Raw genomic sequence first — 25,655 nt, forward strand, 5'->3', positions numbered from 1 at the left:
CTGGTAGGGTTCGCGCACCATGAACCTTCGAACCCTCACTCCCCTGCTCGTGTCGCTGCTGATGGGCGCTCCCGTGGCGCTCGCCCAGCCGGCCCCGTCCGCCCAGAAGCCCGCCGCGCCCTCCACGGTGCAGGGCGTCGCCCCGCTGCCCGGCCAGCCCAACCTGCTCGCCAGCGGCGTGCCCGAGATTCCTCCCGAGCTGCGCAAGCGCGTGCTGCAGTACCTCGAGACGCGCTCGGCCAACCTGATGGACGTGAGCCGCGACGGCAAGCAGGTGCTCATCTCCACCCGCTTCTCGGACACCAACCAGCTCCACGTGGTGGAGCAGCCCCTGGGCGCGCGCTTCCAGCTCACCTTCTCGCCGGAGCCCATCAACACCGCCGCCTTCCACCCCAAGGATCCCAACGTCCTCTTCTTCATGCAGGACGTGGGCGGCGGCGAGTTCTACCAGCTGTTCCAGTTCGACCGGCGCAACGGCCGCTCCGAGCTGCTCACCGATGGCAAGAGCCGCCACGAGGTGCTCCTGCTCTCGAATGATGGCAAGTGGCTCGCCTACGGGGGCACCGGCCGCAACGGCAAGGACACCGACGTCTACGTGGCGCCCACGGACAACCCCAAGCAGGCCCGCCGCCTCACCGAGTCCGAGGGCTCCTGGTCCCCCGGTGACTTCTCGCGCGATGGCTCCCGGCTGCTCGTCGTCCAGTACCGCGCCGCCGATGACTCCGACCTGCACGTGGTGGACATGAAGACGGGCGAGCGCCGCCAGCTCACCCCCAAGGAGGGCAAGGGCAGCATCAACGGCGGCGTCTTCACCCCGGACGGCAAGAGCGTCTACGTCGTCACCGACCGCTACAGCGACTTCTCCGAGCTCTACAAGCTGGAGCTCGACAAGGCGCCCTATACCTCCGCGCCCCCGTCCCTCACGAAGTCCATCCGCTGGAACGTGGAGGGCATCGCGCTCTCCGACGATGGCAAGACGCTCGCCGTGAGCACGAACGAGGGTGGCTATAGCCGGCTGTACCTCATGGACACGAAGCGCGGCGTGCTCTCGCCGGTGGAGCTGCCCCGGGGCGTGATGACGCAGTTCACCTTCCCCCGCGGGCGCTCGGACGTGCTCGTCTATGGCATCACCACCTCCAAGGCGCCCTCGGATATCTACATGCTGGATTTGCGCACGAAGAAGAGCACCCGCTGGACGCGCTCGGAGGTGGGCGGCCTGGACACGGACACCTTCGTGGAGCCCGAGCTGGTGCGCTACAAGGCCAAGGATGGCGTGGAGGTGCCCGCGTTCCTCTACCTGCCGCGCGAGCGCAAGGGCAAGGTGCCCGTCGTCGTCATCTTCCACGGTGGCCCCGAGGCGCAGAGCCGGCCCTGGCTGAGCACCTTCGCCCAGTTCCTCGCGGTGGAGATGGGCATGGCGGTGATGGTGCCCAACGTGCGGGGCTCGGATGGGTACGGCAAGACGTTCCGCGCCATGGATGACGGAGTGAAGCGCGAGCAGAGCCTCGCGGACATCGGCGCCACGCTGGACTACATCGCCGCGCGTCCGGAGCTGGATGGCTCGCGCGTGGGCGTGTACGGCGGCTCCTACGGAGGCTACATGGTGCTGGCCAGCGCCGCCTTCTACCCCGAGCGTTTCAAGGCCGCGGTGGACGTGGTGGGCATCTCCTCGCTGCCCACCTTCCTGCAGAACACCCAGGCCTACCGCCAGGACCTGCGCCGCGCCGAGTACGGCGACGAGAGGAAGCCCGAGGTGCGCGAGGTGCAGGAGCGCATCTCCCCGCTCAACGCGGTGGACCGCATCAAGGCCGCGCTCTTCGTGCAGCAGGGCGCCAATGACCCGCGCGTGCCCCAGTCCGAGGCGGAGCAGATCGTCAAGGCGGTGCGCGGCCGGGGCGCGGACGTCTGGTACATGCTCGCGCTCGACGAGGGCCACGGCTTCGGCAAGAAGGCCAACCGCGACACCATCACCATGGCCACCTTCCTCTTCCTGGAGAAGCACCTGGGCGCGCCCGCGAGCACGTCCACCGGCTCGGGCAGGTAGGCGAGCGGGGGAGCGCACACGCCCATGACGGAGTCCGTATAGACTGCTCCGTCATGGTGCGTACTGAGGACCTCGCGGCCCGGACCGGGGAGCTGATCCACGCCGGCCGCCTCTTCTTCGAGCGCGGCTGGGTACCGGCCACCGCGGGCAACTTCTCGGCGCGGCTGGACGAGCGCCACCTCGTCATCACCGCCTCGGGCCGTCACAAGGGCGAGCTGGACGCCGAGGGCTTCCTGGTGGTGGGGCTGGAGGGCGGCGAGGTGCTCACCCCGGGCCGCAAGCCCTCGGCGGAGACGGCGCTGCACCTGCAGTTGTACCGGCGCGAGCCCTCGCCAGGCTCGGTGCTGCACACGCACTCGCGCAACGCCACGCTGCTGTCGCGGCTGAGCCCCGGTGGGGTGGTGCTCGAGGGGTATGAGGTGCTCAAGGCGCTGTCCGGTGTGGAGACGCACGAGACGCGCCTGGAGGTGCCCGTGTTCCCCAATGACCAGGACATCCCCCGGCTGGCGGCCCGCGTGGAGGAATACATGCGGGAGCACCCGGGACTGCATGGCTATCTCATCGAGGGCCATGGCCTGTACACGTGGGGGCGCACGGTGGCGGACGCGCGGCGGCACGTGGAGGCGTTCGAGTTCCTGTTCGAGTGTGAGTTGGAGATGAGGAGACTGCAGCGATGAGCGAGCTGAAGGTGTTCGACGAGGGCGATGCGTCGAGTGCGCGGGTGCACACCCGGGACTTCGAGGCGATCCGGCGCGAGCTGGGCGCGGTGGGCATCCGCTTCGAGCGCTGGGAGGCGCGCCAGCCGCTGAAGCCGGGGGCGAGCCAGGCGGAGATTCTGGAGGCCTACGGGGAGCCGGTGGAGCGGCTGAAGCAGGAGCGGGGCTTCAAGACGGCGGACGTGCTGAGCATGGTGCCGGACCACCCGGACAAGGTGGCGCTGCGCAACAAGTTCCTCCACGAGCACACGCACAGCGAGGACGAGGTGCGCTTCTTCGTGGAGGGCCAGGGCCTCTTCACCCTCCACAAGGCGGGCCGCGTCTACAATGTGTTGTGCGAGAAGGGGGACCTGATCGGCGTGCCGGAGGGGACGCCGCACTGGTTCGACATGGGGCCGCGGCCGCGCTTCACCGCCATCCGCCTCTTCACGAATACCGAGGGCTGGGTGGCCCACGCCACGGGCAGCGACATCGCCTCGCGCTTCCCCCGGTTCGAGTAGCGGCATGGTCCAGGCCATCGTCACCGACATCGAGGGCACCACCTCCAGCCTGTCCTTCGTGAAGGAGGTGCTCTTCCCCTACGCGGCGCGCGAGCTGCCCGGCTTCGTGCGCGCGCATGGGCAGCGGCCCGAGGTGCGCCAGTTGTTGGACGAGGCCCGTCAGCTCGCGGGAGTGCCGCTGGATGACACGCAGCTGGTGGCCACGCTGCTGCGGTGGATTGAAGAGGACCGCAAGTTCGGACCGCTCAAGGGCCTGCAGGGATTGATGTGGGAAGCGGGCTACCGCCAGGGCGACTTCCAGGGCCACGTCTACGAGGACGTGCCGCGCCAGCTGCGCGCGTGGCGGGAGCGCGGGCTTCGTCTGTATGTCTATTCGTCGGGCTCGGTGCATGCGCAGACGCTGCTCTTCGGCCACACGCGCTTCGGGGATTTGACGCCGCTCTTCAGCGGCTACTTCGACACGGGCGTGGGCGGGAAGAAGGAGACGGCCTCCTACGCGGCCATCGTCCAAGAACTGGGGTTGCCCGCGGCGCAGGTGCTCTTCCTGTCGGACGTGAGGGCGGAGCTGGATGCGGCCGCCGCGGCGGGCCTGCGCACCGTGTGTCTGGTCCGGGGCGAGGGCCCCGAGGTGGAGCCCGGACCGCATCCCGTGGCCCGGAGCTTCGACGACGTGCACCCGTAGGGAATGGCAGATGCTCGACCCCTCGCGTTCGCTGTCCCTTGGTTGACTCGGCCGCACAGCCTCCCTGTAATCCCGCGTGGGGCGCCTCGCGAGCGGAGCCCATGCCAGGAGGCGCTGGGTGCCAAGAGGGGTGGCTCTGCTGACATGCATGTTGCTTGTGGGGTGTAGCAGCGTTCCCCGGAGCGTTCTCCCTGCCAATGGACAGACAAGGTACTGCGTCTACGTGCCGAGCAGCGACTTTGCGCAGGCAGAACAAGGTAGAGCATCTGCCGCCGTGCCTGCGCCAGGCGGGGGGCCGCCGACGGCTCCACTTCCCCCTTCCCCACCACCGCTGCGAGGGCTTCCTGGCGGAGGCGCAGGAGATGGGGTACCTCGCGGCATGCTCCGCCCGGCGCCGCAAGGCGGCATGACTGCGGCAGGAGCAGGCACTGGCGCCGCGGCAGGAGAAGCCCTGGTCACGGGTGGCGCGGTGGTTGCGGCCGCGGGCAGTGTTCTGCTGCTTTGCTTCACCGTCAAAGCAGTTGTGGACGGAGAGCAGACCCCGATCGACATCGCGGACACGTTCTACGGCACACACTTCGGAGATGTTTCTGGATGGGTTCAAGGCCGGTATCCCCCAAAGGGCTCGGCGACTCCGAGCACCATCGAGATGGAGATCCTCATTCACCAGGCGCCTGACGGCACAGTGGAAGTGACGACAAGCGCGCCCCTGGCCCAAACTGAATCGGTGTCCCCGCCCCGCGCTCCTCCCAGTGGATGGCCAGATGCGGAATCCGACAGGGAAGGCAAAAAGAAACGCGGTCGTCTCTATGTGACCTACAGAAAGCCCAACAAGAAAACCAACCTTTACTACGCTGGCCGGACCAGCATGGTCGTTGAGCTCGGCCTGCCTCTCAGGCTCCAGGCAGAGTTGGCCATTCGGTTCCGAGACAGGAATCATCATGTTGATGAGAACGAAGACCCGAAGGATGCTTCATTTGCTCAAGCACAACTCGATGTATTCGACCATGGGGCCGCCGTCGACTACAATCTGCGGTATGATGACCCAGCATACTGGCGGATTCGTGGAAGAGAGCAGCAACTGATAGACTTCAGTGGAGGCGCCCAGTCCGACACGGGCAAGCCCCATCGAACCGAGAACGTCGTGCGCGCCGTGGCAAAAGACAACCCGCGGGGCAGACGGTTTCACGATGCTGCCACGATTCGCTGGGGCGAACTTCAGCGTTACACAGGATACTAGGACATGCCGCCAACGCATAAACCCGGTTCATTTTGGAGAATTCCCCTCCCAGATGGCTCCTTCGGCTATGGAAGGGCTCTCGAATTGCATTTCGATGCCTTCTACAATTACAGGACCACCGAGCCGGACGCGGACCTGGACAGGATCGCATCCAAGCCCATCCTTTTCAGGATTATGGTCAAGTATCCATATCCTAAGTCATGGGAACTCATTGGGTGGAGAGCGATTGAGGAGCGCCTGACGCAACCCATTGTCCAATTCAACATGGAGGTGGGTCCACTCCGGCGTTGTTGGATTTTCGACAACCTTGGCAATGAGAGAGAGGCGTCCCCCCAGGAGTGTATTGGGCTCGAGCCAGCGGCTGTTTGGGAATCCCACGGCGTCGAGGAACGCCTGCTCGATGCCTTCATGGGGCGGCCCAACGATAGTTTGGTGCACATGTGGAAGGAGTTGGAATAGCGCCTCTTGTCGATCCTCACAAGCGGAGCGATGCCTCTCCTACAAACTGAAGGAGTGTCCCCATGGAACTCGAGCTGCTGCTGGCCCACGCCGACGACCACCGCCCCGTGCTGGAGTCCGGCCTGCCCGATGCCTCGCTGGGACAGGCGCCCGCGTCGGCGCAGCGTTCGCAGACGTCCACGCACTTGTGGGACCCGGGTGGAGATCCCAATGACATGGCCGCCCAGCGCTGGGCCGTGATTGCTCCCGAGGGCCCCGTGGGCGACAGGCTTCTCGCGCTCGTCGCGCCGCTGCGCCAGTGGCGGGAGCAGCAGCAGGGGGCTCCCGCGCGGTGCTTCCGTGTCGCTCCGGGCCTCGGAGGCCCCGATGCCGTGCGCTGGAAGAACACCGTGCTGCGCGACGAGTCCCTCTCCGAGCGCGAGTGGCCCCGCTACCTGCTCATCCTCGGAGACCTGGAGCAGGTGTCGCTGGAGTTCCAGCAGGGGCTGGGCGGCGATGTGTTCGTGGGCCGGCTCGCCTTCCGTGACGAGCGGGGCCTGTCCGCCTATGTCGACAAGGTGCTGCGCTGGGAGCGCGCGCCGTCCAGGGAGTCCCGGGCGCGCTCGCTCTTCTTCACCGCGCATGACGGCAGTGCCGCCACCCGGGTGGGTTATCAGCAGCTCGTCCTCCCGAGCCTACAGGCGTGCCGTGCCCGCCAGCAGCGGGGCGAGCTCAACGCGGACCTCCAGGAGATTGGCGGTCCCGAGGATTGGTCCGCCCAGCACCTGCTGGACCAGGCGGCCATGTCTCGTCCGGGTGTGCTGCTGTCGGTGAGCCATGGGCTGGGCGCGCCGCGCAAGGGCTGGTCCTCGGTGAGCGAGCAGCGGGCCCTCCAGGGCGCCATGAGCCTGGGGCGCGAGCTCCTGCGCGCCGAGGACGTGGCCTCGCGGCCCTTCCTGCCCGGAGGCTTCTGGGTGTACCTGGCCTGCTTCGGTGGCGGCACGCCCCAGTCGAGTCCGTATTTCCACTGGCTGCGACGGCTCCAGGACGCGGGGGCGCGGATGGGCAGTCCCGAGGCCGTGCTCGCTTCCCTGCCCAAGGCCGGAGAGCCGCCGTTCATCGCCGCGCTGCCGCAGGCCGCGCTGGCCAATCCGGAGGGGCCGCTGGCGCTCATCGCCCACGTGGACCTGGCGTGGAGCTATGGCTTCTCGGACGTGGACGCGCAGACGCGTGGCCGTGCCTCGCGCTTCCTCGGTCTACTGCGCGAGCTGGTGGAGGGACGCCGCGCGGGCGTGGGCCTGTCCGCGCTGCTGCGCTTCGCCTCCGAGGCCAATCTGGAGCTCACGCTGCTCGAGGACGGAGCGGAGTCGGACAGGGCCGCCGGGCGAACCACTGAGCAGGACGGCGTTCGGCGCGGTCACCTGTGGATGATGCGCCAGGATGTGTCGGGCTACGTGCTGCTGGGGGACCCGGCCGTGCGTCTGCCATTGGCTCCTGCCGCGTCCCGTGCGGTCTCGCCCTCCGTGTCCAACGCCGCGGCGCTGCTGGGCCTGCCCGTGGGGCGTCCCTCGGCGGCCTCCTCTGGGCCCGGTGTGCAGAGCATGGAAGAGGCGGTGGTGGCGCTCATGACGGGAGCGGAGTCACCGAAGGCCATCGCCGCCCGCGTGGGTGTGTCGCTCGCGGAGTTGCGTCACTGGGAGCGCACCTTCCGTGAGGCGGGCCGTGCCGCGTTGGCCGCGCTCTCTGGCTCCAGGGGCCAGGGTTGAGCACAAAAGAAGCGGGCCTCACGCGAGCCCGGTCATCGCGGCGGGTTCTCCCGTGTTCTCTCGAGCCATGGGGCGGCCGTGCTGGCGGGCGTGTGGAGGCAGACCCGTCCCTCGCTCCGGTTCCCCTCTTTCGCGAGGAGGAACTGGTAAAGTCATCCCGTGCCCAATCCCGCCCAGAACGTTCCGCCCGCTTCCGCCGAGGACACTCCGGCGGACCCGAAGCAGCTCTACCGGTACGACTACAAGAAGCTCGCGCCGCTCGCGATGATCGCCACGCTGCCCAAGGCGGAGAAGCCGGGCCTCCCGTGGATCATGCAGTGCGTGCAGCTCTCGCTCCAGGCCGTGCGCAACCGCCTGCACTGGGATGACTCGCTCTCGTACTCCGACGAAGACACGGCGAAGGTGGACCTCTCCCACGTGGGCCTCGGCACCGTGAATCTCGACGCGATGCCGTTGCACCGGGTGGCGCCGCACGAGACCTCCGAGCTGGCGCCGGCCCGGCTCGAGCAGATGACGCCGGAGCAGCTCGAGGCGGCGCTTCCCCAGGAGCAAGAGGGGCCGCTGACCTTCAGCGGGGATGCGCAGGAGCCGGGGATGCTCTCCCTGCTCAAGACGGTCGCGCTCGTCTCCCGGGACTTCCTCCAGAAGGGCATCACCCATCCGCTTCAGATTCTCGAGCTCCTGCTCAAGAAGGCGGACGCGAAGCGCACCGGGCGGCCCACGTCCCTGGATGACTACGCGCGCCTGTTCACCACGCTCGAGCGGCCCTGGTTCGCCGACAGGTTCGAGTCCGACGAGGTCTTCGCCTACCTGCGCGTGGCGGGCTTCAACCCGTTGGTGCTCGAGCGCGTGGCGGCTCCCGGGGAGAAGTTCCCCGTCACCGACGAGCAGCTGCGGGTCGCCGTGCGCGACTCGCGGGACTCGCTGGCGCTGGCGGGCGCGGAGGGCCGGCTCTTCCTGTGTGACTACGTGGCCCTGGCGGGCGTGAAGAATGGCAACTTCCCCATGGGCCCCAAATACTGCTTCGCCCCGCTCGCCCTGTTCGCGCTCCCGCGGGAAGGTTCGGGACCGCGGCGGCTCCACCCGGTGGCCATCCAGTGCGGGCAGGATCCGCGCAACCATCAGATCTTCACGCCCGGGGATGGCGAGGCCTGGAAGAAGGCGAAGCTCGTGGTCACCGTGGCCGACTTCAACCACCACGAGCTCGTCTCCCACCTGGGCCTCACGCACCTGCTGATCGGCCCGCTGGCCATCGCCACGCACCGGTGCATTCCGGACGAGCACCCGGTGAGCCTGCTGCTGCGGCCGCACTTCGAGGGCACGCTCAACATCAACGACATGGCGCAGGCCACGCTGGTGGCGCCCGGGTACGAGGTGGACAAGTCGCTGGGCGGAACCATCTGGGCGAGCCGCAAGGTCGCCGCGGAGGGCCTGCTCTCCCGCCCGTTCAACACGCTCTTCCTGCCCGAAAACCTCGCGGCGCGGGGGGTGGATGGCTCCGCGCTCGAGTACCCCTACCGGGACGACGCGCTGGGACTCTGGAACGCCATCGAGCAGTGGGTGAGCAGCTACGTCCAGCTGTACTACCGCTCGGACGACGAGGTGCGGGCGGACAAGGCGCTCCAGGAGTGGGCGGCGGAGATCGTCTCGCAGGATGGCGCGCGCATCCCCGGCTTCGGTGACGCGGGGGACGGGCGCATCCAGAGCCTCGCGTACCTGTGCCGGGCGCTCACGTTGATCGTCTTCACGGCGAGCGCGCAGCACGCGGCCGTCAACGCGCCGCAGGCGGCGCTGATGAACTACGCGCCCGCCACGCCGCCCGCGGCGTACCGCGCGGCGCCGCTGTCCGTGAGCGACTCCGACAACAATGACTATCTCGACTACTTCCCGCCGCTCGAGATGGCCACGCTGCAGATGGAGTTCCTGCACCTGCTGGGCGGTGTGGTCCACACCCGGCTCGGCCGGTACGAGCGGGACTGGTTCAAGGACGCGAAGGTGCGCGAGCCGCTCGCGCGCTTCCAGTCGAAGCTCGAGGAGCTCGAGGCGCTCATCACCGAGCGCAACCGGACGCGCTTCGGGCCCTATCCCTTCCTCCTGCCGAGCCGGGTTCCCCAGAGCATCAACATCTGAGCCGGCTCACTCGGGGAGGCCGAGGGCGGCGCGGCCCGCCTTGCGGTAGAGGGCGGCGAGGCGCTCGAGCTCGCGCCGGTCGATGCCGTACCCGGTGGCGAGGTCCTTGAGGCTCCGCTCGCCGGTCATGACATGGCCGATGGCCTCCTCGAGCTTGTCCGCCGGGATGGGGAGCGGCGCGGGGGCCGGGGGTGGGGGCGGGGCGGGAGGCGGAGCCGGCTTCGGGCGCTTCCACTCGACGGGGAGGCGGACGGCGGGGTCTCCGAGCAGCACGTACCCGGCGATGTCCTGCCGCATCATCCACAGGTAGCCCTGGCGGATGAGCTCCTCGCGGGTGGGCGTGGCGCGCGTGCGGACTTCCTCGTCGTGGATGCTGGCGAGCTCGGTGTCGGTGAGCGCGAGGTAGCGGTACAGCTCGCGGAAGCCGATGCCGACGCGGTCCGGCTTCAGCATCGTCTTGAGTGTGTTGATGAAGCGGCCCGGGCGCTTCTTCGCGGGGGAGTCGTCCTCGCGGAAGCTGAAGGTCCACGCGAGGTCCACATGGCCGATGAAGGCCAGGGGGCCGTTGGGGTTGGCGAGCGCCTTCTGGGGCGTGGCGGCGATGAAGGGTTTGCCCGCGAGGGTCTTCATCACGTCGGGCAGGCGGGAGTAGCGCCCGGTCTCGGCGAGCTTCTCGAGCCAGTGGCTGTACGCGCTCGTGTCCGGCGTGCCCGCGCCGAAGCAGGCGAACATGAACCAGAGGCCGTTGGGCATGAAGGTGCGCGAGGCCAGCTCGGCGGCGGGGAGCTGTCCCTGGCGGCCGAAGCTCATCGCGCCCTGGCCCGCGAGCCGCTCCTGCTCCGACGTCCAGCCGCCCTTGGGCGCGCCGATGCCGTGGCTCATGCTGAAGAGGACGCCGGGGGCGGTGTTCGCGGTGCTCGCCAGGAATGCCTCCAGGCCCGGGTCCAGCTCCCGGCCATGGACGTCGCAGCCGCTGGCGGGGAAGAGCCCCTTGTCCAGCTCCCCGCGCACCAGCTCGAGGCCGGGGGTGATGAGGGCCTTGAAGCCCGCGTCGAGCGCGCCCGAGCCATCGTGCGCCGTGTGCATGAGCAGCCGGCCGGGAGCCCTGCGGGGCAGCTTCTCCGCGCGCAGGACCTTCTCCACGTAGGCCTCGTACCCCCGCTCGTCGGAGAAGTGGAGGCGGCCCACGTAGCCGTCCGAGGCCTGCATCTGCTGGAGGGCGAGCGGCACCTGGTCGAGATCGCCGAGGATGAGCTGGTAGCGCGGCAGGTCCGTGTTGGTGCTCCCGCCCGCGTCGAAGTGCGCCTTGCGCCACTGCGCGGCCTCGGCCATGGACATGGGCCGGGAGGGGACGCGGTACTCCTGGATGGGTTGCCCGCCCTGCTGCTCGCGCCGGAGGGAGATGAGTGGCTGGATGAGGTCGCGCAGGCGATCCCCGGCGGGGCCCTCCGGGAGGATGAGGCCCCAGCGCTGGACCTCGAGGTCGTTCGGGTCTCCGCCCTCGTCCCAGAAGGGGACGGGCTCATACCCGCCGGTGTCCGGGCGCTCATGCTCTCCGGCGGCCGAGTCCTCCGGCAGCCCTTCGCCCAGGACGGGGGTGTTCGTGTCCGCGTGAACCAACAGCAATTCGAGGTCGCCGCTGTGAGTGGGCATCGCCGTCTCTTTCATTCACCCAGCATGCTGAAGCTCCCGCGTGGGCGCTGTGACGCGCCTCACCCGAGGGGGGTGATGCGACTCATATCTCAGCCATGGCCCTGCCCGTGCTGGCTCGTTCGGTGCCGCTCGGCCACGCGGTAGAGGAGCGTCAGGGAGTAGTCCAGGAGCGTCTCGCATGAGCGCATGTAGTGGCGGGCGCGGACGAAGGGGAGCCAGGCACGGTGGCCCACGAGCACCTGGGTCTCCTCGAGCTTCTGGCGCGGTATCCACTGGCCTCCCAGGTGGCGCACCAGCACCTCGCCCAGGTAGGCGCCGATGGCGGGAAGCGCGTACGCCTCGATGTTCTCCCGCAGGCGGCTCTTGGGGAAGTCCTCGCGCCAGAAATAGAAGTCGATGTCGGTGAGAGACTCGGGCGAGCCCGCGAGGACGGAGGGGACCTGGGTGTGCAGCAGGGCGACGAGGTGCTCGGCCAGGGTGCCGTAGTGCTCCAGGGCGTGCTCGGGCCTGTCCACGTCCGGAGGGAGGGCGGCGGCGGCGGGGAGCCACTCCAGGGGCTCGGGCGGCTGCCAGGCGTTGAGCTCGGCGATTCTCCGTTGGCGCTGGTGGCTGGCGGTGCGGTCCACCACGCGCGAGAGAAGCGGCGCCACGTCCGGGTGGAAACGGGGCTCCACGGGGGCGAGCATGGCGCTGCGCTCGCGCAGGGTGCGCAGGAGCGTGTCGAAGTCCAGGTCCGGCCGCAGGTGCGCGTGGGCGCGGGCCTGGGCCAGGCGAGCCTCGTCGCTGGCGAAGTCCGCGGCGGTGGGCCATGTCACCAGCAGGACGCAGCCGTTGGGCAGTTCCTCCACGCGCCAGGCCGGCGTGGACAGCATGCGCTCGCGGCCCACGGTCTCCACCAACCCGGGGCCGAAGACGTTGAGCCAGAACACCTCGTACACCTTGTCGAAACCGTTTCTGTGAAAGGTCTCCCTGTCGCGGCCAAAGCGGGGAAAGCCCGTCAGTTCCGTGTCATCACTGCCATGGGCCGCGGCATGAGAAACCGGGTAATGACAGGCCCAGGCGCGTACCATTTCCACGAAGCGGCGGCAGCGCTCCGCCTCGGCGAAGAAGTTGAGGGGTTTGACGTAGAGGGTGATGTCCATTTCGGCAGGCAGGGGAAGCAGCCTGAGCCAGAGCGACATGTCCAAGGCGGGCAAGCTCGTCCGGTAGAGTCCGAGGGCCGTGCTGTTCTCATCGCGCCGCTCTTCGAGCGCCTTCCTGATGGTGGCCCGGGCGTATTTGCGCTGCCGCTTGCCGTTGACGACATCCGGCATCCACCCGTCAGCGTTCTCCTCGAGCGCGTGGAAGAGGGGCTCCAACCCACCCTCGAGTGCCGCCCGTGGGTCGATGGCGCCTTTGAAGGAGAGCCAGAGCGTGTCCTCGCTCCGCTCGCCGAAAATCCGCAACACCTTCATTGGAACGACACCTCCACTCCCGGAACCTTGTTCCGGGTTGCTTCCACGGCGGACTCCAGGTTCCTGGCGTTCTCGGGCAAGAAGACGCCTCCCTCATAGATGAGGCGAACCCTCTGGACGGACACCTCGCGCGCCTCGCGGAGAAGACGCTGGAGAGAACTCCGGCGGATGTCCAGCGTCCCGCCGTATTTCTGGAGGGCTTCCGCCGCGTCCTCCACCAACTGTGCCTTCAAGCCCTCCGGATTGAGATCCGAGAGGTCGCGGCTCTTGAAGCTATACGTTTCGATGCGAGGGGGCGCTCCGGCAGGCCCTCCCTCCTCGATGACGAGCACATCCGCATAGCGCAGGCCGCTCTCCGGCTTCCAGACTCCCACGGAGCGCAGGATACGCGGCTGGAGGAAGGCTCCGAGGAACTGGCGCTCGGCCCGGGGCCGCTTCGCGTCGGCTTCCAGCAACTCCACCATGAAGCGCTCGAAGGCCAGCCCCCGGGCAAACCTCGCCCACAACTGCTCATAGTCCACCCAGCGCAGCGGCCCCTTGGCGGACTTGCCCTGTCGGAGCTCTGCCAGGCGCTTCTCGTAATAGGCGACGTACTCGCCCCAACGCGGGTTGCCTCCAGCTCCGGGGGGAGGAGCGTTGGCCGAGGGCCGCTGCTTCTCGAGCACCGCCACGTCCCGGGGCAGCCGCGCGCCCGAGGACTCCCCCTCCACCAGCGCCAGCCGCGCCTCCACCACCTCCCGGGTAAGGCCCGCCCCCTCGTCCACCAGCGAGGCCAGTCCCCCGGCACGCTCCAGGGCTCCGGTTTCCAGGGGGGCGCGTGCGGCGTCATCCGCCCCGCGGGCCACCTGCCCGGAGCCCTGCCGCGCTTCGCGTCCCGCCGCCGGAGCGCCCGTGGCTCCGGGCCGCGCCCGGGACATGAGCGCCTGCGCCCGGGCCACATCCCCCCCGGCCTCGCGCAGCGCCAGCGCGGCGTCCACACCTCCCACCGCCACGAATTCGCCTGCCTCCCGGCTCGCGCGAATGTCCCGGACCAGCTCCTTCAGGCCATTCACCCCCAGCCTGTCCTCCACCTGCCGGGCGAGTTCCCGCAGGCGAACCTTCACCGCCTGGGGCCCCAGCATTGCCCGCGCCTGGGACAGGGCACGCAGGCCCTTGCCGCCGGCATACAGGGTGCCCAGCAGCAGGGCGGGGGCCAGCTCGCGCGTGGCCTGCTCGTAGTGCCCCTGGGAGAGCGAGTACGCGCCCTGCGTTGTGCCCGCCACCAGGTAGTAGAAGCCCAGCGGCACTCCGAATGTCATGGAGTCGAAGCTGCCCAGCGCCACACTGCCTGGCGAGAAGTGGCGCAGCGCCAGGGCGCGCTCCACCTCGCGGGCGGCCTGTTGGTAGGGTGGAGGCAGGTGCGCCCACCTCTGCGTCAACTCCAGGTAGCGCCCGCCGTCCACCAGGGAGCTGGTGGTGAGTGCGTCCCGGGCGGCACGGCCCAGGCCCCGCAGCACGTCCCCGGACTGCTCGCCGCGCTCCGGGTAGCGGGAGAGGGGCAGGCCGCGCGCCTCCAACTCCTGGCACACGGCGGGCATGAGGGCCAGCGTCTGCCCCAACTGTTTGTCCCGGGCCAGCAGCCGCAGCACCGCGTCCACTTCGTCGTCGTGGGCCGAGTGCAGCACGTAGAGGGTGAACACCTCGGCGTGGACGGGGCCGTAGCGCTCGGTGGCGCTCACCAGGAAGGCGGCGCGCTTGCGTTGCAACAGGGGTGCGGCGTCCTCGCGCACCGGCCCCAGGGCGCCCAGCCGTACCACGCTCCACTCGTCCAGGGCCTCCACCAGCCGGGGCATGTCCACACGTCGTTGCAGGGCGACGTATTCCGCGGGCGAGGTGCACGAGAGGAAGGGCGCCAGCAGCGCTTCGCCGCCGGAGGAGAAGTCGGGCCAACCCGGGGGCACGGCCAGGCCGCCGCAGGAGGCGGGGCCCTGGGAGACGTTTCCCCCACTGGCGCTCGTGTCCGCGTCCAGCCCCCGGGCGCCGCGGCGCCGGTGCAACCGCTCCGGCCCGACTGCCTCTTGGGGGGCCAGGGGCGGCGGCACCAGGGGCGAGCGCAAGAGGGCGCGCACGTGGTGGGGGCTACCCCCGGTGCCGTACGGCGCCCGTGTGGCGCAGCCGGTGGTGAGCAGCACAGTCCCCATCAGCAGCGCCACCCAGCGGGGAGTGCCCGCCACCGGACGTGGAGCCTCTCGACACTTGCACACGCGGCACCTCCCCACCGGACCCTGCGCGGCAGGTGGGGTGCGCGGTCCGAAGCAGGGGCCAGTCTATCCGCGCCTCCGAGCCGTCCCTGTATCGCGCGCGGTTGAATCGCCTCGTGGTGCGCCTGCTCCAGCTTGACGCGCAACATCACCCCGCTGTCCTTTTCCTCCACGGGAAGGTGAAGGCGAACGCCACGCCGGCCAGTCCCACCAGGATGTAGACGAGCTGGCAGAGGTGGCTCCCCTCCGCGGGTTGCGCGTCGCCGCCGAACATGGCCGCCACCAGGTTCCACTTGAAGAGGCCGATGAGCCCCCAGGTGATGGCGCCGAGGATGACCAGCACCGCGAGCACCTTGTTGAAGGTGCTCACGCCCGATTGCGTTCTCTCGTCCATGGCCCGTCCTTTCCAGAATCGCTCCGCCATGGATGGAGGGGCCAGGACGGCGATGTCTCGCCGGTGGCGGAACATTCCGGAGGCCCGGCTGCCCGGCCGCCCCTGGCTTCAGGCCGGCGCGGGGGGCAGCTCCACGCGGAAGGTGGAGCCCACGCCCAGCTGGCTGCTCACGCTGATGTGTCCGCCCATGGTCTCGATGATCTGCCGGGAGATCCACAGCCCCAGGCCGAAGCCGCCGTAGTGGCGCTCGGAGACGGCGCGCTCGAAGCGGCCGAAGACGCGCTCCAGGTGCTCGGGGGCGATGCCGATGCCCGCGTCGCTCACGGCCAGCCGGGCGCGGCCCTCCCGGGCCTCCACGCTCAGGCCGATGGGCTTGCCCTGCCCGTACTTCACCGCGTTGGAGAGGAGGTTGGTCACCACCTGCTCCAGCCGGAGCCGGTCCCAGCTGCCGGGCACCGGGGCCGGGGCCTCCAGGGTGAGGCGCGAGCCGGTGCGCGCCAGCTCCGGCTCGAAGCGCTCGGCCACCTCGCGCACCAGGGTGGCCAGGTCCAACGGCTCCGGCCGCAGCACGAGCCGGCCCGCCCCCATCCGGGACACGTCCAGCAGATCATTCACCAGGTGCATCTGCCGCTTCACCTGCCGGTCCGCCACCTCGAGGGCGCGGCGCAGGCGCTCCGGGGGAATGCCCTCGGGGTTGCGGGCGAGCAGCCTGAGCATCTCCTGCACGTGCAGCTGGATGGCGGTGATGGGCGTGCGCAGCTCGTGGCTGGCGATGGAGAGGAACTCCTCGCGCAGGCGGATGGCGTCGCGGGCCTCGCGGTAGAGGCGGGCGTTGTCGATGGCCAGGGCGGCGCGGCGGGCCAGCTCCTGCGCGAGCGCCAGGTGCTGGGCGTCATAGCCGTGCCGCGCGGAGACGAAGGACAGCGCGCCGATGGGCTGGCCGCGCACCAGCAGGGGCACGCACAGGTAGGAGCGCGCCGCCCGCTCGCAGGGCAGCAGGAAGTCTCCCCCGGGAGGCAGCGGGGAGGGACCGCGGTCCGGGCGCAGCTCCGGCTGCCCCGAGGTGATGACGCGCGAGACGGCGGACTCGCCCGGCACGAGGGGCCCCAGCTCCCGGGGCAGCGCCTGCTGCTCCCCGGCGCGGGCCGTGGCCACGCAGCTCACCGAGCCATCCTCGCCGAGCAGGTACACGTAGCAGCCGTCCGCGTAGGTGGGGACGGCCAGGTGCGCCACGCGCTCCAGCGTCACCTCGTGCTCCAGCGAGCTGGCCAGGACGGTGCCGGCCTCGGCGAGGAAGCGCAGGGCCTCCTCGGCGCGCTTGCGCTCCGTCATGTCCGCGATGACGGTGAGGCACAGCGGCTGGCCGCCGGCCCCGTGCAGCGCGGTGGCCCACATGGTCACCTCGATGGGGAGGCCATCTCGGCGCAGGCGGCGCGTCTCCTGGCCGAGGATGGACTCGCCGCGGGCGATGCGCGCGAGGTTGTCGTGCAGCTCCTCGCGTCTGTCCTCGGGCACCACGGGTGTGAAGCGGCCGAGCACCTCCTCGGCCCTCCAGCCGAAGATGCGCTCGGAGGCGGGGTTCCACAGGCGCACGGTGCCATCCAGCTCCAGCAGGGTGATGGCGGCGGGCGAGGACTGGATGATGGCCTGGAGCGTGTGGTGGGCCTCGTGCAGGGCCTCGCGGGCACTGCGCTCCTGGGCATGGAGCCGGGCGCGCTCGAGGGCCTGGGCGGCGTAGTGGGCCAGCAGCGTGAGGAAGACGCGCTCGTCGTCGTCGAAGCGGTGCACCCCGGGGAAGCCCAGGACGAGCACGCCCAGGCCCTGCCCGTCCACCCGCAGCGGCAGGCAGGCCACGGCGAGCGGAAGCATGGAGGGCACCGTCGCGCGCGCGCGCTGCTCCAGGAGGGGGTAGCGGCGCAGCAGCTCCTCGTGGGACTCGAGCAACACCGGCTGGCCGCGCTGGAGGGCATCATCCAGGGGCGTGTCGTGTCCGAGGGGCAGGGCCGCCAGCGCCCCGGTGACGTCCGGGGGAAGCCCCACGCTGCGCAGCAGCCGGGCATGGCCGCTGGAATCGTCCACCAGCCAGAGGGCGGCCACCTGGGCGCCCACGGCCGCCACGCCCTGGTCGATGACCACCTCCGCCATGCGGGGCGTGGTGAGCACCTGGGAGAGGGCGGCGTTGAGCGTCTGCAGGCGGGCGGTGCGCGAGGCGACACGCTCGGCGCGGGTGCGGGCCCGCTGCTCGGCCTCGTAGAGACAGGCGCGCTCCAGGGCCTGGGCGCTCTGCCGGGCCAGGTCCAGCATGAGGCCGCGCTCGTCGGCGTCGAACGTCCGGGGCGAGTCGAAGGAGAAGGCGACGGCGCCCAGGGGGCGGCCGCGGGCCCGCAGGGGCAGGGCGGCCACGGCCCGGCTCGTCTCCGTCCCCAGCACGAGCGACTCCGGGAACGAGGCGTCGAGCGCCTCGCGTGTCTCCACCCATACCGGCTCTCCGGTGCGGTACGCGGCGGCCACGGGCAGGGCGGCGCTGGTGGGGAAGCGGCTCAGGCGCGCGAGCGTCTCCGGGGGGAGTCCCCGCTGGCTCACCACCTCGAGCTGTCCAGGCGCATCCGCCAGGGGGAGGACGGCGGCGGCCCGCTCCGCGCCGATGGCGGACACCATCTCCTCGACGAGGACGCGCAACACCTCGGCGGGGGTGACGGCCTCGCTGAGGGCGGCGGTGACGCGCTGCAGCCGCTCCAGCCGCGCCACGGCCACCTCCGCCGTGTGCCGGGCCCGGCGCTCGGCCTCGTGGGCATGGGCCAGGTCCAGGGCCAGCCCCGCGCGGTCCGCCAGCTCCTGCAGCAGCAGCCGCTCGGCGCCGTCGAAGGGGGGCGCCTCCGGCTCGCGGTGGATGGCGAGCGTGCCCAGCAGCCGCTGGCGCGCGCGCAGGGGCAGCAGCAGCAGGTGGGCGGACAGGGTCCGGGGCAGGGCGTGCGGGTGCTCGGGCGGTATCCGCCGCTGGAGCTCCGCCAGCTCGGGGGGCCACGCGTTGGTGTAGGCCGAGGCCGCCGATTCCAGCCAGCGGCCGTCCGCGGACAGCAGGCGCACGTGGCAGGCGCAGCACAGCCGGGGCACCACCAGCTGGCACAGGCGCTCGAGGACGGCGGGCGGCTCCAGGCCGGCGTCGGCGAGGTGTTGGGACGCCTCGACGAGCAGGGCCAGACGCTCGGTGTCCGGCGCTCCCACGTGCGTGCGCGCCTCTCTGGCTCCAGCTCCCACCGGGGTCTCCGACTCTCGCTTGAGCTGGCGCATGTGAGCACGAAATGGCGGACCCCGGAGAATCCATGAGGTTGGCCTACCCACATGAGACCGGGCAAACGATGGATTCCCGACGAATGCGACCTCCCCGTGACATTCCGGCCCCTCCTTCGGGAGGCGGAGGGGGCGCGGAGTGTGCGCCAAGGGTGACTGGGAGTGGTGATTTTTACCGGGAAGTCGTGGAATTCTTGAGTTGATGGCGCCCGGGGGGTGTCAAAGGGCTGTTCCCGGGCCGGGGTTGGGCTAGAGGAGGCGCCCTATGAGTGCACCATCCCGCTCCACCCCCGCCGTTCCGGAAGCCGCGGACTCCGGCAAGCGCGTCGCCACGTTGGCGCTGGGCGCGCTGGGAATCGTCTACGGAGACATCGGTACCAGCCCGCTGTACGCGCTGCGCGAGTGCTTCACCGGTCCGCACGGGGTGCAGGCGACGCACGAGAACGTGCTGGGGGTGCTGTCGCTCATCTTCTGGGCGCTCATCGTCGTGGTGTCGGTGAAGTACCTGGTGTTCGTGATGAGGGCGGACAACCGGGGCGAGGGCGGGATTCTCGCGCTGATGGCGCTGGCGATGCAGCGCAAGCGGGGCGAGGAGGTGAAGATACGGCCGGTGGTCATCACCCTGGGCATCTTCGGCGCGGCGCTGCTGTATGGGGACGGGCTCATCACCCCGGCCATCTCGGTGCTGAGCGCGGTGGAGGGCCTGAGCGTCGCCACGCCGTTCTTCGAGCCCTACATCCAGCCGCTGACGATCGCCATCCTGGTGGGCCTGTTCCTGATTCAGCGGCACGGGACGGCGGGGATTGGCGCCATCTTCGGGCCCTTCATGCTGGTGTGGTTCCTCACCCTGGCGGTGCTGGGCGTGAAGGAGATGGTGACGTACCCGGCGGTGGTGTGGGCGTTTTCGCCGGTGCAGGCGGTGCGCTTCTTCCTGCACAACCACGGGCATGGCTTCCTGGTGCTGGGCGGGGTGTTCCTGGTGGTGACGGGGGGCGAGGCGCTCTACGCGGACATGGGCCACTTCGGCTGGCGGCCCATCAAGTGGGCGTGGTTCGTGGTGGTGCTGCCGGCGCTGATGCTCAACTACATGGGGCAGGGGGCGCTGCTGCTGAGGGATCCGAGCGCGGCGCGCAATCCCTTCTACCTGCTGGCGCCGGACTGGGCCCTCTACCCGCTCGTGGTGCTGGCCACGGGGGCAACGGTCATCGCTTCGCAGGCGCTCATCTCCGGGGCGTTCTCGATTACCCAGCAGGCCATCCAACTGGGCTACAGCCCGCGTCTGGAGGTGGTGCACACCTCGGCGGAGGAGCGGGGGCAGATCTACCTGCCGGGCATCAACCTGGCGATGCTGGTGGGCGTCATCCTCCTGGTGCTGGGCTTCAAGTCGTCCACGAACCTGGCGGCGGCGTACGGCATCGCGGTGACGTCGACGATGGCGATCACGACGGGGCTGGCGTACGTGGTGGCGCGCGAGCGGTGGAACGTGTCGAGGGTGGTGGCGCTGCCGGTGGCGGGGTTCTTCGGGCTGGTGGATCTGTCCTTCTTCGGGGCCAACGCGGTGAAGATCGCCGCGGGCGGTTGGTTCCCGTTGCTGATGGCGCTGTGCGTGTTCACGCTGATGACGACGTGGAAGAAGGGGCGGGACATCCTGGCCAACCGGCTGCGGGGCAGCAGCATCCCGCTGAAGCAGCTGCTGGACAGCTTCGGGGACCATCCGCCGGTGCGGGTGCCGGGGACGGCCATCTTCATGACGGGCAACCCGGAGGGCACGCCGCCGGCGCTGTTGCACAACCTCAAGCACAACAAGGTGCTGCACGAGCAGGTGATGCTGCTGACCATCGCGTCGGAGGAGGTGCCGCACGTGCCGCCGGAGGACCGGGTGGAGGTCATCAAGCTGGAGGAGGGCTTCGTGCGGGTGATTGCGCGCTACGGCTTCATGGAGAACCCGAGCATTCCGGACATCCTGAAGCGGGCGAGGGAGAAGGGGTTGCAGTTCAACCTGATGGGGACGTCGTTCTTCCTGGGGCGCGAGACGCTGATACCGAGCAAGAAGCCGGGGATGGCGATGTGGAGGGAGGCGTTGTTCTCATGGATGTCGCGCAACGCGAGGAGCGCGACGGCGTACTTCCGGATTCCGCCCAACCGGGTGGTGGAGCTGGGCGCCCAGGTCGAGCTGTAGCCCGAGCAGGTGGAGCTGTCGCCGCCGTCTCCTGCTCGCGGCCATGTCCCCTCTCCCTCCGGGAGAGGGACGGGGTGAGGGTATCTGGACCCCGGGTTGAGCCCGTGCAAGAGGACCCGTGCCCCTGACCGTGCTCACCCCGGTTTACGGACGGACAGTCCGAACATGAGAGGAATCTCGGGGACGCCGTCGGGGAGCAGGAAGCGGTGGCCAGGGGCGGCGCGCATGCCCTCGAGCACCTGGCAGCCGTTGGCGTAGCAGTACTCCTCGAGCCGCTCGAGCTGGAGCCCGTGGCGCAGGAGGGGATTGATGACGTCCCCGAGCCCCCACTGGAAGCCGTGGCAGGGGTGGGGATTCTTGAAATCCCGCACGCCCTCCTCGTAGCCCCAGTGCACGAGTCCCTCACCAGACCGGGCGACGTAGTCCCCGACGCCGACGGCCTCGGGGATGGAGTGGCCGCCGCCGTAGGGGTAGGTGAGGCGGAGCTTCTCGTCGAACATCCAGAGGACGGGGTGGAACTCGACGAGGACGAAGCGGCCACCGGGCACGAGGACGCGGGAGATGCCCTCGGCCCAGGAGTTCAGGTCGGACAGCCAGAAGGTGACGCCGTAGGAGCAGAAGACGAGGTCGAAGCGGGCCGGGGGCGCGGAGGCGAGCCAGTCGTAGACATCGGAGCGCTCGAAGGTGCCGGGGAGGCCGGAGCCCGCGGAGAGGGAGCGGGCGAAGCCGATGGCCTCATCGCTGATGTCCACGCCGGTGACGAGGGCGCCGCGGGCGGCGAGGCTGAGGGTGTCCTGTCCGGAGTTGCACTGGAGGTGGAGGAGCGAGCGTCCACGCAGGTCGCCGAGCAGCTCGAGCTCCTCGGGGAAGAGGGTGGAGCCGCCCTCGCGGAGGAAGCGGGCCTGGTCGCCCTTGTGGCTGTTGTGGGCGCGGGTGGCGGCGTTCCAGGAGAGGCGGTTGGCCTCGTGCAGGTCCTTCTTCAACATGGGGTGTTCTCCTGTGTCTCGGATTGTCCGCACGTGAGAAACGTTCGTCCCTGACAAGGCCACGGCCCCACGGGGTGGGGTGACTGTCCGTGGTGGACGGGAGCGTGGGGGTGTCCGTCACGGAGCGGACGGTGGAGGCGTGCTCGCTGGACATTGCACCGCGCGCACGCTCCTCGCGCGGGGCACGCCGTCACTACTTCCGTGGCCGAGTAGCCGGGGCTACTCGTCGAGCAGCAGGGGCGAGAAGCCCGCCGCGTCACACGAGGCCAGCACGTAGCGGATGCCGGCCCGCTCCCCGGTGAAGCCCGCCGGGATGCCTCCCGCGTGCAGGTGTCCGTAGACGCACACCTTCGGCTTGAAGGCCTCGATGGGGCCCAGGAACGCCGTCGTCTTCTCGTTGGCGTACAGCGGCGGGAAGTGCACCGCCACCACCCGCGTCAGCGGCTCGGCGCTCTCCTTCTCCTTCTTCTCCGCGTCCGCGATGGAGGCCGCCAGCCGCCGCGTCTCCCGCTCCACGTACCCCGCGTCCCCCGACTCGTCCCCCATCTCCCCGCCCGGCATCGGCGGGGCCTCGGGCGCCGTCCACAGCCGCGTGCCGGCAATCACCCACCGCCCGATGACCACCGAGCTGTTGTGCAGGAAGTTCTCCAGCGTCTTGTACGGCTCCAGCAGCCTGCGCAGCTTCGACGCCGAATCGCCCCACCAGTAGTCGTGGTTGCCGCGCACCAGCACCTTGCGCCCCGGCCGCTCGTCCAGCCACTTCAGGTCGTCCAGCACCTCCGTGGGCCGCGTCGCCCACGAGATGTCGCCCACCACCAGCACCACGTCCTCGGGCCGCACCTTCTCGTCCCAGGCGCGCTGCAAGGGCAGTGGATGCTCCGCCCACCCGAAGCGGTGCATGTCCTTGTTGCGCGTGGAGGGCAGATGGGTGTCGCCAATGGCGAAGAGACGCATGTCCTTCTCCTAACCCAGCCCGCCTCCCACGTCGCCCCTCCTGTCGCCCCGCGCCCGCATGCCCCTCGGGCGGCCACCGGCCAACCGCTCAATATACCTGGGATACTTGGGACTTCAAGTGAATTCCTGGTAAAACGTGCTTCCCTTGTGCTCTGAGAAAGTGCATGTTACCGCGCCAGTCCCCCCAGCCTCGTCTTTCCATAGGAGTGCTGTCCATGCACCCGTTCCGTAAGCCGTTGGCCACCCTGGCCGCTGCTCTTGCCCTGGCTGCCTGTGGTCCCCAGGAGCCCGCTCCCACCCAGACCCCGGCCGCGACCGAGGACTCCCGCACCCCCGCCCAGCGCGAGGCCGAGCGCACCCCGTACCAGCTGGACCAGGCCTTCGCGAAGGCCGGCGCGGACTTCGGCGTTCCGGCGGAGCTGCTCAAGGCCATCTCCTACACCGAGACCCGGTGGGAGATGATCCAGGGCCAGGTGGAGTTCGAGGGCGTGCCCGCGGCGTTCGGTCTGATGGCGCTGCGGGGTGAGAAGCTCTCCGAGGGCGCGCGCCTTGCCGGCGTGGCCGAGGAGGCGGTGCGCACCCAGCCCGAGGCCAACATCCGGGCCGCCGCCGCGCTGCTGTCCTCGTACGCCAACGAGCTGAAGCTGGACCGTGCGGACGTGGGCGCGTGGGCCCCGGCCGCGGCGAAGTACAGCGGCATCGACAACGCCGAGGCGCAGGCCCAGTACATCCACCAGAACGTCTATGACGTGATGCGCAAGGGCGCGGTGGCCCAGACGCCCGCGGGCGATCTGGCCGTGTCGCTGATGCCCACCCAGGCGCAGGCGAAGTTCCCCGCGCCCGGCGTGGTGCGCTCGATGAGCGCGGACTACGCCCCGGCCATCTGGCGTCCCTCGCCCAACTACAACTCGCGTCCGGCGGGCACGGACGTGTCGATGATCGTCATCCACACCTGTGAGGGCAGCTACTCGAGCTGCTGGAGCTGGCTGACGAACAGCGCCTCCGGCGTGAGCGCGCACTACGTGGTGAACGAGAGCGGCTCGGAGATCTCCCAGCTGGTGCTCGAGTCCAACCGCGGCTGGCACGTGGGCGCCAGCTACGACTGCAGCCTCAACGGCAGCGTGATGTGCGGCCTCAACGGCACCTCGGTGAACAACTTCTCGGTGGGTATCGAGCACGGTGGCTCGGCCAGCCAGACGTCCTTCCCCGCGGGGCAGATCGACGCCTCGGCGAAGCTCTCGTGCGACATCACCCAGGGCCAGGGAATCGTCCGGGACAGCTACCACATCGTGGCGCACGGCCGGCTGCAGCCCGCCTCCCGTACGGACCCGGGCCCCAACTGGCCGTGGAGCACGTACATCAGCAAGATCCAGGGCTACTGCGGCGGTGGCAGCACGGGCAGCATCATCATCGACAGCAACCAGGCCAACAACGACACCTCCAAGGGCTACGTCGAGGTGACGGGCACCAGCTGGGTGTCCTCCACGAACGTGGCGGGCTACTACGGCTCGGGCTACTACGCCTCGCCCACGGCGGCGGTGTCGGAGCCGGTGACGTTCTACTTCTACCTGCCCGCGGCGGCCACCAAGACGATCGACGCCTGGTGGACGTCCGCCACGGACCGCTCCACGACGGCGCCCTTCATCATCACCAACTCCAGCGGCACCAGGCTGGCCACGGTGAACGTGAACCAGCAGATCAACGGTGGCCGGTGGAACACGCTCGGCACGTGGAGCTTCCCGGCCGGCTGGAACAAGGTGCAGCTGAGCCGCTGGACCACGGCGGGCTACCAGGTCATCGCGGACGCCGTGCAGGTGCGGTAAGAGTCGGGTTGTGATGACTCGGGACTTCGCGAAAAAGGCGTGGTGGGGTGGAGCACGGCGGTGGGCGGTGCTCGCCCTGCTCGGGGCTGGATGCAAGGCGGGCACGTGTGGCTCGGGCGCATCCGGCTCCGGGCCCCTCTCCGAGCAGGAGCGGAGGGGGTTGCCGGGAGTGATTGCCTTCGTGTCGGAGCGAGCGCCCCAGAAGGATGTCTGGTGGGTGCGGCCCGCCACGGGAGAGCAGACGCAGCTGACGCGAGGTCCCGAGGATGAGTACCCCGGCGCGCCATCTCCGGATGGCGCGTCGTTGGTGGTGGTGGCGGCGGCGGAGATTCAAGGGCTGCACGTGGAGCAGCTGAGACTGGCGCCGCTGGACGGCGGACCGGTGGTGATGTTGGCGCCGCCGCGGGGCCGTGCGCGCAACCCGAGCTGGTCGCCGGACGGCAGCTGGTTCGTGGCCGAGTCGGACGCGCAGAGCTTCAGCGACGTGGTGCGGCAGGCGCCGCGGGCGGACGCGGAGGTGACGCGGCTGACGCAGGCGCCCGAGGGCAACTTCGAGCCGAGCGTGTCACCGGACGGGACGCAGGTGGCGTTCGCGTCGAGCCGGACGGGAGATCCGGAAATCTACGTGATGAAGGCGGATGGGACGGACGTGAGGCGGCTGACGTTCTTCCACAAGGAGGACATGGCGCCGAAGTGGAGTCCGGACGGGAAGTGGATTTCGTTCGTGAGCGACCGGGAGGGGCGGGTCCGGGTGTTCGTGGTGAAGCCGGACGGGACGGATGTGAAGGCGGTGTCGGGGAGCCAGCAGACGGGGGAGGAGCGGGAGCCGGTGTGGAGTCCGGACGGGAAGAAGCTGGCGTTCGTGGGGAGGGCGAAGGACCAGAAGGCGCGCATCTGGGTGGCGGACATGGCGGGAGGGGAGCCGGTGGCGCTGACGGATGGGAAGAGCACGGATGACCAGCCGGAGTGGAGTCCGGATGGGAAGTACCTGGCGTTCGCGTCGGAGCGCACGGGAGACGTGGAGCTGTTCCTGATGAGGGCGGACGGGAGCGGCCAGACGCAGTTGACGAGCACGAAGGGAGCGGACTGGTTGCCGCGCTGGTTCGTGCCGAAGACGTTGCCGCCCGCGGGGCAGGGCACCGGGCGGGCCGAGGGCACCTGAGCC

At 69.8% G+C, this 25,655-nt stretch carries 18 protein-coding genes; 11 read left to right on the top strand and 7 right to left on the bottom strand.

The features are described 5' to 3' along the window. The first annotated feature begins 19 nt into the window (after positions 1 to 19). The 8 genes from VFZ09_RS43510 (at position 20) to VFZ09_RS43545 (ending at position 9,516) form a co-directional block, all read left to right on the top strand. Complete coding sequence (locus VFZ09_RS43510; protein WP_329733724.1) at positions 20 to 2,044, top strand: S9 family peptidase; 2,025 nt, start codon at positions 20 to 22, stop codon at positions 2,042 to 2,044. 53 nt (positions 2,045 to 2,097) lie between these two features. After that, entirely contained in the window at positions 2,098 to 2,721 is a 624-nt protein-coding gene (locus VFZ09_RS43515) for a methylthioribulose 1-phosphate dehydratase (RefSeq protein WP_329733725.1), read from the top strand. Beyond that, positions 2,718 to 3,260 carry a cupin gene (locus tag VFZ09_RS43520; RefSeq protein WP_329733726.1) on the top strand — a complete coding sequence of 181 codons (543 nt, stop codon included), beginning with the start codon at positions 2,718 to 2,720 and terminating at the stop codon, positions 3,258 to 3,260. The genes VFZ09_RS43515 and VFZ09_RS43520 overlap by 4 nt, the downstream gene beginning before the upstream one ends. Before the next feature lie 4 nt (positions 3,261 to 3,264). Further along, entirely contained in the window at positions 3,265 to 3,942 is a 678-nt protein-coding gene (mtnC, locus tag VFZ09_RS43525; RefSeq protein ID WP_329733727.1) for an acireductone synthase, read from the top strand. Positions 3,943 to 4,321: 379 nt separating this feature from the next. Further along, positions 4,322 to 5,182 carry a hypothetical protein gene (locus VFZ09_RS43530; protein ID WP_329733728.1) on the top strand — a complete coding sequence of 287 codons (861 nt, stop codon included), beginning with the start codon at positions 4,322 to 4,324 and terminating at the stop codon, positions 5,180 to 5,182. A gap of 3 nt (positions 5,183 to 5,185) precedes the next feature. Continuing rightward, positions 5,186 to 5,641, top strand: a complete 456-nt coding sequence (locus tag VFZ09_RS43535; RefSeq protein ID WP_329733729.1) for an immunity 26/phosphotriesterase HocA family protein — start codon at positions 5,186 to 5,188, stop codon at positions 5,639 to 5,641. 62 nt (positions 5,642 to 5,703) lie between these two features. After that, positions 5,704 to 7,386 carry a hypothetical protein gene (locus VFZ09_RS43540; protein ID WP_329733730.1) on the top strand — a complete coding sequence of 561 codons (1,683 nt, stop codon included), beginning with the start codon at positions 5,704 to 5,706 and terminating at the stop codon, positions 7,384 to 7,386. Between the two features lie 159 nt (positions 7,387 to 7,545). Then, a complete protein-coding gene (locus VFZ09_RS43545; RefSeq protein ID WP_329733731.1) occupies positions 7,546 to 9,516 on the top strand; it encodes a lipoxygenase family protein in 1,971 nt (656 codons plus the stop codon). Between the two features lie 6 nt (positions 9,517 to 9,522). Here the strand turns inward: VFZ09_RS43545 and VFZ09_RS43550 are convergent, their stop codons facing one another. The 5 genes from VFZ09_RS43550 to VFZ09_RS43570 all read right to left on the bottom strand — a co-directional run bounded on the left by VFZ09_RS43550 (position 9,523) and on the right by VFZ09_RS43570 (position 18,548). Continuing rightward, positions 9,523 to 11,169: a hypothetical protein gene (locus tag VFZ09_RS43550; RefSeq protein WP_329733732.1), complete on the bottom strand. Its 1,647-nt coding sequence runs from the start codon at positions 11,167 to 11,169 to the stop codon at positions 9,523 to 9,525. 89 nt (positions 11,170 to 11,258) lie between these two features. Then, entirely contained in the window at positions 11,259 to 12,623 is a 1,365-nt protein-coding gene (locus VFZ09_RS43555) for a hypothetical protein (protein ID WP_329733733.1), read from the bottom strand. Beyond that, positions 12,620 to 14,866 carry a hypothetical protein gene (locus tag VFZ09_RS43560; protein WP_329733734.1) on the bottom strand — a complete coding sequence of 749 codons (2,247 nt, stop codon included), beginning with the start codon at positions 14,864 to 14,866 and terminating at the stop codon, positions 12,620 to 12,622. Before VFZ09_RS43560 ends, VFZ09_RS43555 begins: the two co-directional genes overlap by 4 nt. A 145-nt stretch (positions 14,867 to 15,011) precedes the next feature. After that, the gene (locus tag VFZ09_RS43565) at positions 15,012 to 15,257 is read right to left on the bottom strand and encodes a DUF378 domain-containing protein (protein ID WP_329733735.1); all 246 of its coding nucleotides are present in this window, start codon (positions 15,255 to 15,257) and stop codon (positions 15,012 to 15,014) included. 108 nt (positions 15,258 to 15,365) lie between these two features. Further along, complete coding sequence (locus VFZ09_RS43570) at positions 15,366 to 18,548, bottom strand: GAF domain-containing protein (RefSeq protein WP_329733736.1); 3,183 nt, start codon at positions 18,546 to 18,548, stop codon at positions 15,366 to 15,368. A gap of 265 nt (positions 18,549 to 18,813) precedes the next feature. Here VFZ09_RS43570 and VFZ09_RS43575 point away from each other — a divergent pair, with 265 nt between their 5' ends. Further along, on the top strand, positions 18,814 to 20,727 hold the full coding sequence (locus VFZ09_RS43575; protein ID WP_329733737.1) for a potassium transporter Kup: 1,914 nt from the start codon (positions 18,814 to 18,816) through the stop codon (positions 20,725 to 20,727). A gap of 134 nt (positions 20,728 to 20,861) precedes the next feature. Here VFZ09_RS43575 and VFZ09_RS43580 read toward each other — a convergent pair whose 3' ends face one another. Then, positions 20,862 to 21,713 carry a class I SAM-dependent methyltransferase gene (locus VFZ09_RS43580; RefSeq protein ID WP_329733738.1) on the bottom strand — a complete coding sequence of 284 codons (852 nt, stop codon included), beginning with the start codon at positions 21,711 to 21,713 and terminating at the stop codon, positions 20,862 to 20,864. A 219-nt stretch (positions 21,714 to 21,932) separates the two neighbouring features. Then, positions 21,933 to 22,667 (bottom strand): metallophosphoesterase, encoded by a 735-nt coding sequence (locus VFZ09_RS43585; RefSeq protein WP_329733739.1) that lies wholly within the window; start codon positions 22,665 to 22,667, stop codon positions 21,933 to 21,935. Positions 22,668 to 22,882: 215 nt separating this feature from the next. Here VFZ09_RS43585 and VFZ09_RS43590 point away from each other — a divergent pair, with 215 nt between their 5' ends. Together VFZ09_RS43590 and VFZ09_RS43595 are read left to right on the top strand one after the other, a co-directional pair. Further along, on the top strand, positions 22,883 to 24,490 hold the full coding sequence (locus VFZ09_RS43590) for an N-acetylmuramoyl-L-alanine amidase (RefSeq protein WP_329733740.1): 1,608 nt from the start codon (positions 22,883 to 22,885) through the stop codon (positions 24,488 to 24,490). Positions 24,491 to 24,503: 13 nt separating this feature from the next. Beyond that, positions 24,504 to 25,652, top strand: a complete 1,149-nt coding sequence (locus VFZ09_RS43595; RefSeq protein ID WP_329733741.1) for a tolB protein precursor protein — start codon at positions 24,504 to 24,506, stop codon at positions 25,650 to 25,652. Positions 25,653 to 25,655 lie beyond the last annotated feature (3 nt).

It is taken from the genome of Archangium sp., assembly GCF_036277355.1.
In the GTDB taxonomy this organism is placed as follows: domain Bacteria; phylum Myxococcota; class Myxococcia; order Myxococcales; family Myxococcaceae; genus Archangium.

Coding starts and splice junctions, on each gene's coding strand:
- VFZ09_RS43555 (WP_329733733.1), bottom strand. CDS start 12,623: ATGAAGGTGTTGCGGATTTTCGGCGAGCGGAGCGAGGACACGCTCTGG.
- VFZ09_RS43585 (WP_329733739.1), bottom strand. CDS start 22,667: ATGCGTCTCTTCGCCATTGGCGACACCCATCTGCCCTCCACGCGCAAC.
- VFZ09_RS43530 (WP_329733728.1), top strand. CDS start 4,322: ATGCTCCGCCCGGCGCCGCAAGGCGGCATGACTGCGGCAGGAGCAGGC.
- VFZ09_RS43575 (WP_329733737.1), top strand. CDS start 18,814: ATGAGTGCACCATCCCGCTCCACCCCCGCCGTTCCGGAAGCCGCGGAC.
- VFZ09_RS43510 (WP_329733724.1), top strand. CDS start 20: ATGAACCTTCGAACCCTCACTCCCCTGCTCGTGTCGCTGCTGATGGGC.
- VFZ09_RS43580 (WP_329733738.1), bottom strand. CDS start 21,713: ATGTTGAAGAAGGACCTGCACGAGGCCAACCGCCTCTCCTGGAACGCC.
- mtnC (WP_329733727.1), top strand. CDS start 3,265: ATGGTCCAGGCCATCGTCACCGACATCGAGGGCACCACCTCCAGCCTG.
- VFZ09_RS43595 (WP_329733741.1), top strand. CDS start 24,504: ATGACTCGGGACTTCGCGAAAAAGGCGTGGTGGGGTGGAGCACGGCGG.
- VFZ09_RS43550 (WP_329733732.1), bottom strand. CDS start 11,169: ATGCCCACTCACAGCGGCGACCTCGAATTGCTGTTGGTTCACGCGGAC.
- VFZ09_RS43535 (WP_329733729.1), top strand. CDS start 5,186: ATGCCGCCAACGCATAAACCCGGTTCATTTTGGAGAATTCCCCTCCCA.
- VFZ09_RS43570 (WP_329733736.1), bottom strand. CDS start 18,548: ATGCGCCAGCTCAAGCGAGAGTCGGAGACCCCGGTGGGAGCTGGAGCC.
- VFZ09_RS43540 (WP_329733730.1), top strand. CDS start 5,704: ATGGAACTCGAGCTGCTGCTGGCCCACGCCGACGACCACCGCCCCGTG.
- VFZ09_RS43515 (WP_329733725.1), top strand. CDS start 2,098: ATGGTGCGTACTGAGGACCTCGCGGCCCGGACCGGGGAGCTGATCCAC.
- VFZ09_RS43590 (WP_329733740.1), top strand. CDS start 22,883: ATGCACCCGTTCCGTAAGCCGTTGGCCACCCTGGCCGCTGCTCTTGCC.
- VFZ09_RS43520 (WP_329733726.1), top strand. CDS start 2,718: ATGAGCGAGCTGAAGGTGTTCGACGAGGGCGATGCGTCGAGTGCGCGG.
- VFZ09_RS43565 (WP_329733735.1), bottom strand. CDS start 15,257: ATGGACGAGAGAACGCAATCGGGCGTGAGCACCTTCAACAAGGTGCTC.